The 13849-nt window shown below is 70.4% G+C and carries 14 protein-coding genes; 8 read left to right on the plus strand and 6 right to left on the minus strand.

Annotation, left to right across the window (positions count from 1 at the left end; all coding sequences use genetic code 11):
* Nucleotides 1-504: a MarR family winged helix-turn-helix transcriptional regulator gene (locus tag HPO96_RS27080; RefSeq protein WP_171677159.1), complete on the minus strand. Its 504-nt coding sequence runs from the start codon at nucleotides 502-504 to the stop codon at nucleotides 1-3.
* A gap of 44 nt (nucleotides 505-548) precedes the next feature.
* Between HPO96_RS27080 and HPO96_RS27085 the strand changes: the two genes are divergently transcribed.
* The 3 genes from HPO96_RS27085 (at nucleotide 549) to HPO96_RS27095 (ending at nucleotide 2936) form a co-directional block, all read left to right on the plus strand.
* Nucleotides 549-1289, plus strand: a complete 741-nt coding sequence (locus HPO96_RS27085; RefSeq protein WP_171677160.1) for a maleylpyruvate isomerase family mycothiol-dependent enzyme — start codon at nucleotides 549-551, stop codon at nucleotides 1287-1289.
* Nucleotides 1290-1362: 73 nt separating this feature from the next.
* Nucleotides 1363-1710, plus strand: a complete 348-nt coding sequence (locus tag HPO96_RS27090; RefSeq protein WP_171677161.1) for a YciI family protein — start codon at nucleotides 1363-1365, stop codon at nucleotides 1708-1710.
* On the plus strand, nucleotides 1710-2936 hold the full coding sequence (locus HPO96_RS27095) for an RNA polymerase sigma factor (RefSeq protein ID WP_171677162.1): 1227 nt from the start codon (nucleotides 1710-1712) through the stop codon (nucleotides 2934-2936). The genes HPO96_RS27090 and HPO96_RS27095 overlap by 1 nt, the downstream gene beginning before the upstream one ends.
* 11 nt (nucleotides 2937-2947) lie before the next feature.
* Here HPO96_RS27095 and HPO96_RS27100 read toward each other — a convergent pair whose 3' ends face one another.
* The 4 genes from HPO96_RS27100 to HPO96_RS27115 form a co-directional block, all read right to left on the minus strand.
* A complete protein-coding gene (locus tag HPO96_RS27100; protein WP_171677163.1) occupies nucleotides 2948-3664 on the minus strand; it encodes a PH domain-containing protein in 717 nt (238 codons plus the stop codon).
* Nucleotides 3665-3755: 91 nt separating this feature from the next.
* Nucleotides 3756-3914 (minus strand): hypothetical protein, encoded by a 159-nt coding sequence (locus tag HPO96_RS27105; protein WP_171677164.1) that lies wholly within the window; start codon nucleotides 3912-3914, stop codon nucleotides 3756-3758.
* A gap of 247 nt (nucleotides 3915-4161) precedes the next feature.
* Nucleotides 4162-5118 carry a methylmalonyl Co-A mutase-associated GTPase MeaB gene (meaB, locus tag HPO96_RS27110; protein WP_171677165.1) on the minus strand — a complete coding sequence of 319 codons (957 nt, stop codon included), beginning with the start codon at nucleotides 5116-5118 and terminating at the stop codon, nucleotides 4162-4164.
* Nucleotides 5119-5130: 12 nt separating this feature from the next.
* Nucleotides 5131-6324 (minus strand): acetyl-CoA C-acetyltransferase, encoded by a 1194-nt coding sequence (locus HPO96_RS27115; RefSeq protein ID WP_171677166.1) that lies wholly within the window; start codon nucleotides 6322-6324, stop codon nucleotides 5131-5133.
* Nucleotides 6325-6416: 92 nt separating this feature from the next.
* Between HPO96_RS27115 and mce the strand changes: the two genes are divergently transcribed.
* The 5 genes from mce to HPO96_RS27140 all read left to right on the plus strand — a co-directional run bounded on the left by mce (nucleotide 6417) and on the right by HPO96_RS27140 (nucleotide 12773).
* Complete coding sequence (mce, locus tag HPO96_RS27120; RefSeq protein ID WP_171677167.1) at nucleotides 6417-6836, plus strand: methylmalonyl-CoA epimerase; 420 nt, start codon at nucleotides 6417-6419, stop codon at nucleotides 6834-6836.
* A gap of 88 nt (nucleotides 6837-6924) precedes the next feature.
* Nucleotides 6925-7815: an MEDS domain-containing protein gene (locus HPO96_RS27125; protein WP_171677168.1), complete on the plus strand. Its 891-nt coding sequence runs from the start codon at nucleotides 6925-6927 to the stop codon at nucleotides 7813-7815.
* A 138-nt stretch (nucleotides 7816-7953) separates the two neighbouring features.
* Entirely contained in the window at nucleotides 7954-9285 is a 1332-nt protein-coding gene (gene ccrA, locus HPO96_RS27130) for a crotonyl-CoA carboxylase/reductase (protein WP_171677169.1), read from the plus strand.
* An 84-nt stretch (nucleotides 9286-9369) separates the two neighbouring features.
* A complete protein-coding gene (locus tag HPO96_RS39260) occupies nucleotides 9370-11208 on the plus strand; it encodes a transposase (protein ID WP_272954691.1) in 1839 nt (612 codons plus the stop codon).
* Nucleotides 11205-12773, plus strand: coding sequence for an AI-2E family transporter (locus tag HPO96_RS27140; protein WP_337796829.1), 1569 nt, complete (start codon nucleotides 11205-11207; stop codon nucleotides 12771-12773). Before HPO96_RS39260 ends, HPO96_RS27140 begins: the two co-directional genes overlap by 4 nt.
* A gap of 340 nt (nucleotides 12774-13113) precedes the next feature.
* Here the strand turns inward: HPO96_RS27140 and HPO96_RS27145 are convergent, their stop codons facing one another.
* Nucleotides 13114-13830, minus strand: coding sequence for a PIG-L deacetylase family protein (locus HPO96_RS27145; protein ID WP_171677170.1), 717 nt, complete (start codon nucleotides 13828-13830; stop codon nucleotides 13114-13116).
* Between the last annotated feature and the right edge of the window lie 19 nt (nucleotides 13831-13849).

Genomic DNA, 13849 nt, shown 5'->3' on the forward strand with positions numbered 1-13849 from the left:
TCAGGTGAAGTCGCCCGCATTCTGTCGTAACGGCTCCAGCACGGACCACAACATCTTCAACTGGTCGTCGCTGAGGCCGCTGAGCGCGAAGTCGGCGGCGACCAGATCGGCGGTCGCCCGCTCGACCACGGCCCGGCCCTCGGCGGTGATCTCGCAGAGGACGGCACGGCCGTCGTCCGGGTGCGGGGTACGCAGGACCAGGCCGGCGGCCTCCAGCCGGCGCACGATCGAGGTGACCGATGTCGGGTGCACCTGGAGGCGCTCGCCCATCTTGCCGAGCGGCAGCGAGCCGCGGCGGGAGAACGTGAGCAGCACCAGGGCCTCGAACCGGGCGAAGGTGAGCTCGTGGTTGCGCAGGATGTCGTCGAGCTCGCCGATCACGATCTGCTGGGCCCGCATCAGCGACGTGACCGCCCGCATCTGCTCGACCGCGCCCCACCGCCGTCCCCACTGCCGCGACGCCTCGTCGATCGGATCGAACGGCAACGCTCGTCTCCTCGCCATGAACCGAAGAGTAACTGTCGATGGCGTGTGGGAGGGTGCAGGGCATGGGATTGGCGCTCGAGTACTACCTGGGACAGGTCGAGATCGAGGCGGCGCGGCTGGCGGAGGTGGCCCGGCTCGGCGGAGCAGCGGCGGTGCCGAGTTGCCCCGGCTGGACGGTCGAGACCGTCGTCCGGCATGTCGCTCAGGTGTATCTGCACAAGGTCGAGATCCTGCGGCGAGGTGAGCTGCCCGACCCGTGGCCGCCGGCCGAGCTCGAGGCGCGCGATGCGGCCGAGTTGTACGCCGAGGCGGTCACCGCGATCGTCGAGGCGCTGACTGCGGCCGGCCCGGATCGGCCGGTCTGGACGTTCAGCCCGGCCGACCGGACGTCCGGGTTCTGGTTCCGGCGGATGGCGATGGAGACGGTCGTGCATCGGGTCGACGCCGAGCTGGCGCATGACGTGCTGACGCCGCTCGACACCGAGCTCGCGCTCGACGGGATCGACGAGCTGCTCTACCCCAACCTGGCCGGTCCGTGGTGGGAGGAGGGCGACACCGGGTATCCGGTCGACGCCACCGTCCGGATCACCGCGGGCGGCCGGTGGTGGACGGTCCGGCTCGATGCGACGAGTGTGGCGGTAGGTCAGGGCGCTGAGGGCGATGCGGCGGCCGAGGTCTTCGGCGAGCCGAGTGCGGTGTATCTCTGGTTGTGGGGCCGGCTGGGTGACGACGCCGTCCAGTTCGCCGGTGACGCCGAGGTGCTCCGGGGGTTCCGCGGCCGGCTGGCGGAGAGTACGCAGTAGATGTCCTGATCGCGGCCGGCCGTTCGTTCCTTACCCGAGGGACCACGGTGGTCCTGACGAGAGGAGTCGCGCCATGGCGCAGTACCTGGCACTCACCTACACCCCCGATGTGGACTGGTGGGCCCCGGAGCACGCTGACGAGTTGGCGGAGTACCGGCGGTTCGGCGTCGAGTTCGCCGGGCAGGTCACGGCCAGTGCCGTCCTGCATCCGACGCCGACCGCGACTGTCGTCCGGGTCGAGGGCGCGCGCGGCGGCCAGGTCGTCACCACCGACGGCCCGTACGCCGAGACCAAGGAGGCCCTGACCGGGTATTACCTGATCGAGGCGGACGATCTGGAGGCGGCGGTGGCGATCGCCGCGCAGATCCCGGCCGCCTGGAACGGCGCCGTCGAGGTCCGGCCGGTCATCGTCGCGAAGTAATGCACTTCGACGCGGTCGCCGAAACGATCCGGATCGAGGGCACGCGGATTCTCGCGACCTTGATCCGGACGGTCGGCGACGTGCAGATCGCGGAGGACGCCGTCCAGGAGGCGTCCCTGGCGGCGTTGCGGGCCTGGCCGGAGAGCGGCGTACCGGCCGAGCCGCGGGCTTGGCTGACCGTCACCGCGCGGCGGAAGGCGATCGACATCCTGCGGCGCGAGCGGGCGCGGGTCGACAAGGAGCGGCAGGGCAGCGAGCTGCTCAACTTGGGCAGCGCGGTGGTCGAGCCTGACCATGTCGTTCAGGACGACCTGCTCCGGCTGATCTTCACCTGCTGCCATCCGACACTCGCCCCGGCGACTCGCGTCGCCCTCGCGCTCCGGACGCTCTGCGGATTGTCGCCTGCCTCGATCGGGGCAGTCATGCTCACCTCCGAGGCCGCCACGGCCAAGCGGCTGACGCGGGCCCGGGCCAAGATCGCGGCCGCTCGGATCCCCTACCGCGTCCCCGCCGAGGCCGAGCTGGCCGACCGGCTGCCCGCGGTCTGCGCCGTCGTCCACACGCTCTACACGGCCGGGCACGCCCCGGCCGACGGGGAGTCGGCGTACGACCTGGATCTCTGCACCGAGGCCATCCGCCTGGCCGAGCTGCTGCACGCCCTGCTCCCCACCCAGCCCATGCCGGCCGCCGTCCTCTCCCTGCTACTCCTGACCGAGGCGCGCCGTCCCGCTCGCCTGGACGCCGCCGGCGACCTGGTCACCCTCGACCACCAGGACCGCTCCCGCTGGGACGCCGCCGCCATCACCCGCGGCATCACCCTCCTGAACGACTCCCTCACCCGCTCCAACCGCCAAGCCGACCCCTACCAACTCCAAGCCGCCATCGCCGCCGAACACGCCCGCTCCCCCACCTACACCACCACCGACTGGCCAGAAATCCTCCGCCTCTACACCCTCCTCCTGACCGTCGCCCCCACCCCCGCAGCCACCCTCGCCCACGCTGTAGCCACCGCCGAAGCCCAAGACCCTGCGGCCGCCCTAGCCCTACTCCCCCAAACCCCCGACGCCCGCACCCGAACCATCCGCGCCGAACTCCTGGCCCGTCTCAACCGCCACGACGAAGCCATCCAAGAGCTAACCGCCGCCCTGGCCGAGCCCGCCACAACAGCCGAACGCCGCCACCGCGCCCGCCGCCTAGCCGAATTCAAAGCCCAACGAACCACCTGACTTGCAGGGGGTCAGTCTTCGTCGGTCCAGTTGCCGCGTTCGCTGTTGAAGATGGACTTGGAGGCGGGGCCGGTAGGGGCGGGGCGGGCGGACTGGCGGGCGGCGGGGGCCGGGGTGACGGTGGTGGCGACCTCCTGGGCGGAGTCCATGCCGATGGGGCCGGTGCCGTCGTCGTCGGAGTCGTCGTCGGACTGGACGACGTCGACGCTGGCGGAGGCCCGGAGGCCGGTGCGCTGGATGACGCGCTGGATGGTGAGGTCGCGGTCGTCGGGGCGGCTGACCCACTTGATCTCGCGGAAGCCCTGGTCCTGCGCGGCCGACTCGAAGATGAAGTGGCCGTAGCCGAGCATCCGGCCGATGATCGGCTTCTGCAGGGTGATGTCCAGGACCCGGGCGATCGGGGTGGTCGCGACGGTCTGGGAGAAGACGCCGCGGATCCGCATCACCCGCATGTTCGTGACCACGAAGCGGTCGCGATGGTGGGTGAGGAAATTCCAGAAGGCGTGCAGGAGCAGCACCAGCACGATCGCCAGCAGCACCTGCTGCCCGGGGAACGCCGTGGTCGCCAAGGTGACCAGCAGGGCCGTGGCCAGCACGACCTCGAGCATCGGCAGGGTGAACACCACCCAGTGCTGCCGGACCTCGTCGATGACGACTTCGCCCTCGTCCGAGATCAGGTGCCGCCGGACCTTCGGGTCCAAGACCCGGAACAGACCGAAACCGGCCATCGGTTCACTCCCCTGTCACGCGCACTGTTTGTGACCCCGTACAGCCAAGTGTCCCGCACGAATGGTCGTTACGGGACACTCGAACCGCAGATCAGTTGAACAGCGCCGTCAGGAAGGTGATCACACTCCCGAAGATGTCACCGACGGCGGAGAACGCACCGCCCACCGCGTCCGCGGCATTCGTCGGCTGTGTGAACAGATAGAAGCCGGCAAAGGCGATGACCGACCAGATCAACAGCTTCTTCGGCATGTCACCACTCCTCGTTCGCAACCACTGGGTCGACTGTGTTTGGATTTGTATCACGGACCGTCACCAATTGTCACTGACTGAACACAGCCCACCGCACAATGCTCACCAGCTACAAGGTCCATTGTGTAACGGATTCGGGGCCAGTTCAGCCCCCGGCGCGCCGTTTCGCGACGGCCACCGCACCGCAGAGGACCCTATCGCAACGATGTGACAGTGCGTGACGAAATGTCACATCGCGAGACGCAAATCACAACGCCGCGATCAGTTCGTCCGCCGCGCTGTACGGGTCGGTCCCGCCGTCGGCGACCTTGGCCGCCAGGACGTCGAGCCGCGCGTCGCCGTGCAGGTGCGCGAACCTGGTCCGCAACGCGGTCATCGCGATCGCCTCGATCTCGTCCCGCGCCCGGGAACGGCGCCGCTCGGCCAGGACGCCGTTGCCGCGCATCCAGGTCAGCCGCTCCTCGATCGCGGTGACGACCTCGTCGACGCCCTCGCCGCGCGAGGCCACCGTCTTCAGGATCGGCGGCACCCAGGCGCCCTCGGCCCGCTCGGCCAGCGCCAGCATGTGCCGCAGGTCGCGGGTGACGTTCTGGACGCCGTCCCGGTCGGCCTTGTTCACGACGTACAGGTCGCCGACCTCCAGGATGCCCGCTTTCGCGGCCTGGATGCCGTCGCCCATCCCGGGCGCGAGCAGCACGATCGTGGTGTCGGCCATCCCGGCGATCTCGACCTCGGACTGCCCGACGCCGACCGTCTCCACGAAGACCACGTCGAAGCCGGCGGCGTCCAGTACGCGCAACGCCTGCGGCGTCGACCAGGACAGCCCGCCCAGGTGGCCCCGGGAGGCCATCGAGCGGATGTAGACGCCGGCGTCCATCGCATGGTCCTGCATCCGCACCCGGTCGCCCAGCAGCGCGCCGCCGGAGAACGGCGACGACGGGTCGACCGCGAGGACGCCGACCCGCTTGCCGGTCTTCCGGTACGCCGAGACCAGCGCGGATGTCGAGGTGGACTTGCCGACCCCGGGCGAGCCCGTGATCCCGACGATGTGCGCCTGACCGGCGTACGGCGACAGCGCCGCCATCACCTCGCGCAACAGTGGCGACTCGTCCTCGACCAGGGAGATCAGCCGGGCGACGGCCCGGGAGTCCCCCTCCCGGGCGCGTTCGACCAGTTCACTGACCGGCGGGGTGCGGCGTGGCATCAGGCCTGTCTATCAGCTCTGCGCGACGCGAACGATCAGCGCATCGCCCTGGCCGCCGCCACCGCAGAGCGCGGCCGCGCCGACACCGCCGCCGCGCCGGCCGAGCTCGAGCGCCAGATGCAGCACGAGACGCGCGCCGGACATCCCGATCGGGTGGCCGAGCGCGATCGCGCCGCCGTTCACGTTCACCTTGTCCTCGTCGACGCCCAGCTCGCGGGTGGAGGCGATGCCGACCGAGGCGAAGGCCTCGTTGATCTCGATCAGGTCGAGCGCGGCCGGCTCGATGCCTTCCTTGGCGCAGGCCTTGGCGATCGCATTCGCCGGCTGGCTCTGCAGCGTCGAATCCGGGCCGGAGACCGCGCCGTGCGCGCCGATCTCGGCGATCCAGGACAGCCCGAGCTCCTCGGCTTTCGCCTTGCTCATCACGACGACGGCGCACCCGCCGTCGGAGATCTGCGAGGCAGAGCCCGCGGTGATCGTGCCTTCCTTGCCGAACGCCGGGCGCAGCTTGGCCAGCGTCTCGACGGTCGTGTCGCCGCGGACGCCTTCGTCGCTGTCGATGACGATCGGGTCGCCCTTGCGCTGCGGGACCTCGACCGGGACGACCTCGTCGGCGAAGACGCCGTTCTTCCACGCGGCCGCGGCCTGCTGGTGCGAGCGGGCGCTGAACGCGTCCTGCTCCTCGCGGGTCAGCGCGCCGTTGGCCTGCTCGGTGAGCGCGCCCATCGGCTGGTCGGTGAACGCGTCCCACAGGCCGTCGAACGACATCGAGTCGACCAGCGCGGTGTCGCCGTACTTGAAGCCCTCCCGCGATTTCGGCAACAGGTGCGGGGCGTTCGTCATCGACTCCATGCCGCCGGCGACGACGACGTCGTACTCGCCGGCGCGGATCAGCTGGTCGGCCAGGGCGATCGCGTTCAGCCCGGACAGGCAGACCTTGTTGATCGTGATGGCCGGCACGTTCATCGGGATCCCGCCCTTGACCGCGGCCTGGCGGGCGGTGATCTGACCGCCGCCGGCCTGCAGGACCTGGCCCATGATCACGTACTCGACCTGATCCGGCGCGACGCCGGCCTTGTCCAGCGCGCCCTTGATCGCGAACCCGCCGAGCTCGGCTCCGGTGAAGCCCTTGAGGCCACCGAGCAACCGCCCGATCGGGGTCCGCGCACCGGCGACGATGACGCTTCGGTTCTGCGTGTCAGACATGCTGTCACGATACCTGCGACCACACTGGTACGCGCCTGTCGAACGGGTCACACGAACGACGTCTTGCGCATCCGTCGGCCTAGGCTCGGCGCATGGACACCGAGCTTTTCGAGGCGATCGACCACGTCGGCATCGCCGTACCGGACTTCGACGCGGCCGTGCGGCAGTACGTCGAGGTCTTCGGCATGCAGGTCGCGCACGAGGAGATCAACGAGGAGCAGGGCGTGCGGGAGGCGATGCTGTCGGTCGGCTCGTCGGGCTCGTCGATCCAGCTGCTCGCTCCGCTGTCGGACGCGTCGCCGATCGCGAAGTTCCTGGCCAAGCGTGGGCCCGGCATTCAGCAGCTCGCGTACCGGGTCCGCGACATCGACGCGGTCTCGGCGATCCTGCGCGAGCGCGGCGCCGAACTCCTGTACGCCGAACCGCGCCGCGGCACCGCCGGTTCGCGGGTCAACTTCGTGCACCCGAAGTCGGCCGGCGGCGTCCTTGTCGAGCTCGTCGAACCGGCCTGACGGAGCCGGATTGTTACGGCTGTCCAACAGGCGGTGACGGCGCGCAGAAACCCCGCCACAGTTGGGTTTCGGCGACTAGTCTGTTCTGGTGCTGAAGGACAGCGCCACCGAGGCCCTGGACGGTGCGCCGGCGAGTTTCCAGCACGACGCCTTCGTCTATTCCGGTGACGAGGAGTTCGTGCGGCGGTCGGCGCCTTTCGTCCAGGACGGCCTGGCGGCGGGGGCAGTGGTCGTGGCGGCGTTGCCGCCGGACCAGCTTGCCCTGCTGCGCGAGGCCCTGCCGTCCGGATCCGCGCGTTTTATCGATATGGCGATCACCGGCCGCAACCCGGCCCGGCTGATTCCCTTCTGGCGCGAGGTTCTGACCCAGGCCGGCGGTCGGCCGGTCCGCGGTCTGGGCTCGGCGATGTACGCCGGTCGCCGGGCGGCGGAGTACGACGAGGCCTTGTTGCACGAGGGTCTGCTCGGCCTCGCCTTCGGCGCCGGCGACGACTTCCGGCTCTGCTGCCCGTACGCCGCCGAGACCGGTTTCGACCCGACCGGCTACCACTCGGCCGCCGACGTGGAGAAGACGTTCCGGACGCCGCTGAGCGACGTCCCGGATCGCGCGGAGCGCTGGGAGTTCGGGCTGGCCGACCTCGGCGACGTCCGGCAATGGGTGAACGCGCGGGCGACCTCGCACGGCGTCGTCCGCGATCGGCTCGACGACCTCGGCCTGGCCCTGCACGAGATCTGCACGAACAGCATCCGGTTCGGCGGTGGCCGCGGCCGGCTGGCCGTCTGGATCGAGGACGGCGCGCTGGTCTGCGACGTCGCCGACCGCGGCCGGATCGACGATCTGCTGGTCGGCCGGGTGCTCCCGCCGCTGGACGGCCTCGGCGGCCGCGGCGTCTGGCTGGCCAACCAGCTCTGCGACCTGGCCCAGCTCCGATCGGGTGACGACTTCACCCAGGTACGGCTGCACACCCGCCTGCGCTGATAGGACCACTGACAACGGTGGACTGGAAAAGTGACGGTGGTCTCACCGGTCCCGAACTGTGTCACAAGGCACAGCCCACGGCGCATACTCGACGGTAACGTCCGCTCACCAGTCCCGCTCCTTGCAGGAGGTACGACCGTGAAGCAGATCCTCGACGCGATCCTGGCCGGCGACACCGCGGCGGTGGGCGGGCTCGACGTCCCCGACCACTATCGCGGGATCACGGTGCACGCCGACGAGGCCGGCATGTTCGAGGGGCTGGACACCAAGGAGAAGGACCCGCGCAAGAGCCTGCACCTGGACGACGTCGCGACGCCGGAGCTCGGCCCGGGCGAGGCCCTGGTCGCGGTGATGGCGAGCGCGATCAACTACAACACTGTCTGGACGTCGATCTTCGAGCCGGTCTCGACGTTCGCGTTCCTGAAGCGTTACGGGAAGCTGTCGCCGCTGACCGCCCGGCACGATCTGCCGTACCACGTGGTCGGATCCGACCTGGCCGGCGTCGTCCTGCGGACCGGCCCGGGCGTGAACGCCTGGAAGCCCGGCGACGAGGTCGTCGCGCACTGCCTGTCGGTCGAACTGGAGTCTCCCGACGGGCACAACGACACGATGATGGACTCCGAGCAGCGGATCTGGGGTTTCGAGACGAACTTCGGCGGCCTGGCCGAGATCGCGCTGGTGAAGTCGAACCAGCTGATGCCGAAGCCGGCCCACCTGACCTGGGAGGAGGCCGCGTCGCCGGGGCTGGTGAACAGTACGGCGTACCGGCAGCTGGTCTCGCCGAACGGCGCGAACATGAAGCAGGGCGATGTCGTGCTGATCTGGGGCGCGTCCGGCGGGCTGGGGTCGTACGCGACGCAGTTCGCGCTGAACGGCGGCGCGATCCCGGTCTGTGTGGTGTCGTCGCCGGAGAAGGCCGAGATCTGCCGCGCGATGGGCGCGGAGCTGATCATCGACCGGTCCGCCGAGGGGTACAAGTTCTGGAAGGACGAGTCGACCCAGGACCCGAAGGAGTGGAAGCGGCTCGGCGCCCGGATCCGCGAGCTGACCGGCGGCGACGACCCGGACATCGTCTTCGAGCACCCAGGCCGGGAGACCTTCGGCGCCTCGGTCTTCGTGGCCCGTAAGGGCGGGACGATCGTGACCTGCGCTTCGACGTCCGGATATATGCACGAGTACGACAACCGGTACCTGTGGATGAACCTGAAGCGCATCGTCGGCTCGCATTTCGCGAACTACCGCGAGGCCTGGGAGGCGAACCGGCTGATCGCGAAGGGAATGGTCCACCCGACCGTGAGCCGGGTGTACGGGCTGGAGGAAACCGCGCAGGCGGCGTACGACGTCCAGCACAACCTGCACCAGGGCAAGGTCGGGGTGCTGACGCTGGCGCCGACCGAGGGGCTCGGCGTCCGCGATCCGGAGCTGCGCGCGCGGCACCAGCAGGCGATCGACCGCTTCCGTAACCGATAGGGGCCCGATTGGGTGGTCGGGGCCGGTTTCTGACAGGCTTAAGGTGGGGGATTCAGCTTGAGCCGCCTGAAGGGAATCTCGGGAATGCCTGACGAGTCGAGCCTGCCGTTCTTCGACCGCACTGCCACCGCCGCCGGAGGCTTCCCGGTCAGCAGGAAGGGCTACGACAAGCAGGCCGTGGACGACTACGTCCGGGCCCTGGAGATGCAGCTCGCCGAGATCCGGCAGCGGGCCGACGAGCTGCAGGGCAGCGTCGCGCCGCTGCAGCGCAAGCTGGATGAGACCACTCGGCAGCTCGAGGCCAGCGCCAACCCGTCGTACGCCGGGCTCGGCGACCGGGCCGCCCAGATCCTGCGGCTGGCTCAGGACCAGGCCTCCGAGGCGCTCGAGGAGGCCCGGCGCGAGGCCGAGGAGCTGCGGACGACCGCGTCCAAGGAGGCCGCGGCGTCGCGGGCGACCGGTGAGCGCGAGGCCGAGGACATCCGGACCGTCGCGCTGAACGAGGCCGACTCGATGCGCCGGACGGCCGAGGGCGACGCGGGCGAGCTGCGGCGGACGGCCGAGACCGAGGGCGCCGAGGTACTGCAGGCCGCCCGGCGGAAGGCGGAGCAGCTGACGCTGACCGCCGAGTCGCAGGCGAGCACGCTGAAGAACGGCGCGCTGCACGAGGCGGAGAAGATCCGCACGGCGATCCAGCGCGAGTCGGCCGCCCTGCGCGCCCGGCTGGCCGACGAGCGTGAGCAGCAGGCCAAGGAGCTGGCCGACAAGCACAACCAGATCGCCGCCGACACCGAGAACCTGACCACCCAGATGAAGGAGGCCGCCGAGGCCTCCGAGCGCCGGGTGGCCGAGGCGACCGAGCAGGCCCGCAAGATCCGCGCCGAGGCCGAGGAGTCCGCCGAGCGCACCCTGACCCGCGCCCGCCGCGAGGCAGAGCAGCTGCTCAGCACCGCCCGGACGCGCGCCGAGGCCGAGCTGGCCAGCGCCGCCGACGAGGCCGAGCGCTCGCGGACGATCGTCGCCCGCGAGACCGAGCGCCTGGCCAAGCGCCGCGACGGCATCCTGACCCAGATCGCCGGCCTGAACGAGATCGCCGGCAACATCGCCCGCCAGGCCGCCGAGCTCGACTCCGAAACGGCGTCCGTCACCCCCTACGTGAACCCGTTCAAACCGGCGCCGGCCGCCGACAGCTTCACCGCGCCGCCCTCCAACGGCTTCGCCGCACCCGCCTCCTCGACCGACCCCTTCGCCGCGCCTTCGTCCTCCCCCGCGCCGGCCTCCTCCGCTGACAGCTTCTCCGGCCCGACCGCCTCCTCTGACAGCTTCTCCGGCCCGGCCGCCTCCTCCGACAGCTTCTCCGGTTCGGGTGCCTCGTTCTCCGGTTCGGCGGACTCCTCCGAGCCTTCGTCGTCCGACAGCTTCTCGGCCGCGTCGTCCGACGGGTTCACCTCCTCCGCCGACGGTTTCGCTCCGAGCGGTCTGGCCCCGACGGCCGGCGGTCCGGGTACCGCCGGCAGCAACCCCTTCGCCGCGGGCGCGAGCCCATTCGCCGAGGACGCACCGGCCGACAGCCCGTTCGCCCCGAAGGCCGCCGCTGACGACAGCGCATTCGGCGCCGGGACGTCGTCCGCCACGGAGCCGGACACCTTCACCGGCACCAGCCCGTTCATCGGCTCCGACGCCGGCGGCGCCCGCGTCGACGAGACCCGGATCGACACCGGCCTCCGCGTCGACCCCGAGGTCGCCGCCGAGCTGACCAGCAAGTCCGCCGGCGGCCCCGCCGGGGACGACGAGCCGGCCGACTCGACGAGGATCGACGAGTTCCGCCTGGATGACCTCACCAGCGAGCACACTTCGGTGAAGGCTGACGAGAAGACCGACGAGTCCGGCGCGGGCTCGCCATCCCCGAAGGACACCAAGTGACGCCATCCGGCGACGACAACTCCACAGCGCCCCCCACCCCGGACGACACCCCAGCTTCGACTGAGCAGTCGTCGGGTGCGCAGGCATCCGGCGACGCCACCGGGCAATCGTCCAGCCCGTCCGGCGAGACCACCGAGCCGGTGTCCGCGACCGACGTACCGGCCGCTGCCGAGCTCGTCGAAGCCGCGCGCGAGGTGAAGGCCGCCGCCGAGCAGGCGGAGACCGCCGCGCATCACGCCGCGGAGTCGGCCGATCAGGCGCAAGGAGCGGCTGAGCAGGCCGACGATTCGGCCACGCTGGCCGGGGAGTCGGCCCGCGAATCCGTCACCGCCGCGGACCGCGCGGAGGACGAAGCCGACGAGGCGGGCGCCGCCGTCATCGCAGCCGGAGCTGCCGCGGGTAAGGCAGGCGGCTCGGCCGACCGCGCCGAGCTCGCCGCCCGGCGCGCCACCGCGGTCGCCGTCGAGGACGACAGCGACGAGCTGCTGATCGACGAGCGGCACCCCGACGAAGGCATGGGCAAACCCGGCCCGCCGCTGCAGCGCTCGAACCCGTTCGTCTTCGGCTTCTTCGCGGCGCTCGGCGTCCTGGTCGCCTGGGGCCTGTGGAACGCGCTCGGCCACGCCCGCTCGGTGCTGATCCTGTTGCTGGTCTCGATGTTCATCGCCGTCGGCCTGAACCCGCTCGTCGAGTGGTTCATGCGCCGCGGCCTCAAACGCGGTCTCTCGGTCGGCGTCGTCTTCCTGCTCGTCATCCTCGCCGTCGCCGGCGTCGGCTTCGCGATCGTCCCGGTCGTCACCGACCAGATCAACGGCCTGATCAAGAACGCCCCCGAGTGGCTCGACCTGCTCACCAAGTCGAAAACCCTCAACGAGCTGAACGACCGCTACCAGTTCATCAAGAAGGCCCAGGAGTACATCCAGGACCCGGCCCTGGCCCAGCGCGCCTTCGGCGGCATCCTCGGCGTCGGCAAGGTCGTCGCCGGCGCCCTCTTCAACACCTTCACCATCCTGATCCTGACGCTGTACTTCCTCGCCTCGCTCCCCTCGGTCAAACGCGCCGCCTACAGCCTCGTCCCCCGCTCCCGCCGCAACCGCGTCGCCATCCTCGGCGACGAGGTCCTCACCCGCGTCGGCGGCTACGTCAGCGGCCAGTTCACCGTCGCCCTCTGCGCCGGCGTCTTCATGTTCATCTTCCTGGAGATCGTCGGCCTCCGCGACTACGCCGTGGCCCTCGCCATCGTCGTCATGTTCTGCGCCTTCATCCCCATGGTCGGCGGCCTGATCGGCGTCGTCGTAGTAGCCCTGATCGGCTTCACCGACGGCCTCTGGGTAGGCATCGCCTGCCTCATCTACGGCATCGTCTACCAGCAGATCGAGAACTACGTCGTAGCCCCCCGCATCATGCGCCGTGCCGTAGACATCCCCGGCGCCGTCACCGTCATCGCCGCCCTCCTCGGCGGCGCCCTCCTAGGCGTAGTAGGCGCCCTCCTGGCCATCCCCTCCGCCGCCGCCATCCTCCTCATCATCCGCGAAGTCTGGGTCCGCAAAGCCGACGCCTCCTGACCCGCGCCTCGCGGCGCCCGCTGGATGCCGAGCCGCTCCAGGTCGTACGGTTCATCGCCAACTCCTCGCTGTCGTCGCGTCGCCCAGCTCTGGGCGACGCGACGAGACAGTAAGAAGCGCACCGCACGCTGCGGGCGCGATTCGGCGGCACCCGAATCCTCGACCGATTCCACGCGACGCCAGGTACACGGAGCGGCAGGGGCCGGCCGACTTGTCTGCACGAAGGACAGGACGTAGTCGTGTACGTAGCTGCCCCCGTGAGCGGGACGACCGGGCCCGGATCCGCCGGATCGGCGAGCACGTCCTGTCGTTCGTGCCGGGGCAGGAGCGGGCCGGGGAGTCAGGGGCCGGCGAGTTTGGTGGTTTCGGGGGTGGGGGGTTGGTGGAAGGCGTTGGCTCGGGGGTAGGCGGAGAGGCAGCCTCGGGTGGTCATGAGGGCTGTGTAGTAGTCGATGTGGCGGAAGCCTTGGGTTTCGCCGCGGGCGAAGGCTTGGTGGCGGATGGCGGAGATCCAGCGGTAGAAGGCTTCGTCGGGGATGGGGACGTAGTGGGTGGGGTGGAAGCCGTCCATGTCTTGCCAGTTCTCGGTGTGCAGAAGGGTGCGGACGGCGTGCCGCGGGAGGTCGTGGAGGGTGCCGAGGGCGTCGGCGGGGGTGATCGGGAAGTCGGCGAGGAAGCGGGCGCGGTCGACGAGGGCGGCGGTGCGGGAGTGGTCGCGGTGGGTGCTGTGCTTCCAGTGGGTGATGAGGGTGTCGGGCTGGGTCTCGCGGATGACGGTGGCGAGTTCGGCGGCGGCTTCGTCGGTGTCGGGGAGGAAGCCGTCGCGGTGGCCGAGGACCATGAAGTCGGCGCCGATGGCGGTGGCGAAGGCCTCGCCCTCGGCGACCTTCTGCTGTTTGTACTCCGCCGGCGGGAGGCGCGGGTGACCGCGTTCGCCGGCGGTCAGCGCGACGATGGTGACGTTCGCGCCGTCCAGGACGAGTTTGGCCAGCGTCGGGCCCGCGGTCAGGTCCATATCGCCGATGTGCGCGCCGATCGCCAGCACTGTCCTGCTCATGGACGGCTCCTCTCGGCCA

The sequence above is a fragment of the Kribbella sandramycini genome (assembly GCF_013131805.1).
GTDB lineage: Bacteria > Actinomycetota > Actinomycetes > Propionibacteriales > Kribbellaceae > Kribbella > Kribbella sandramycini.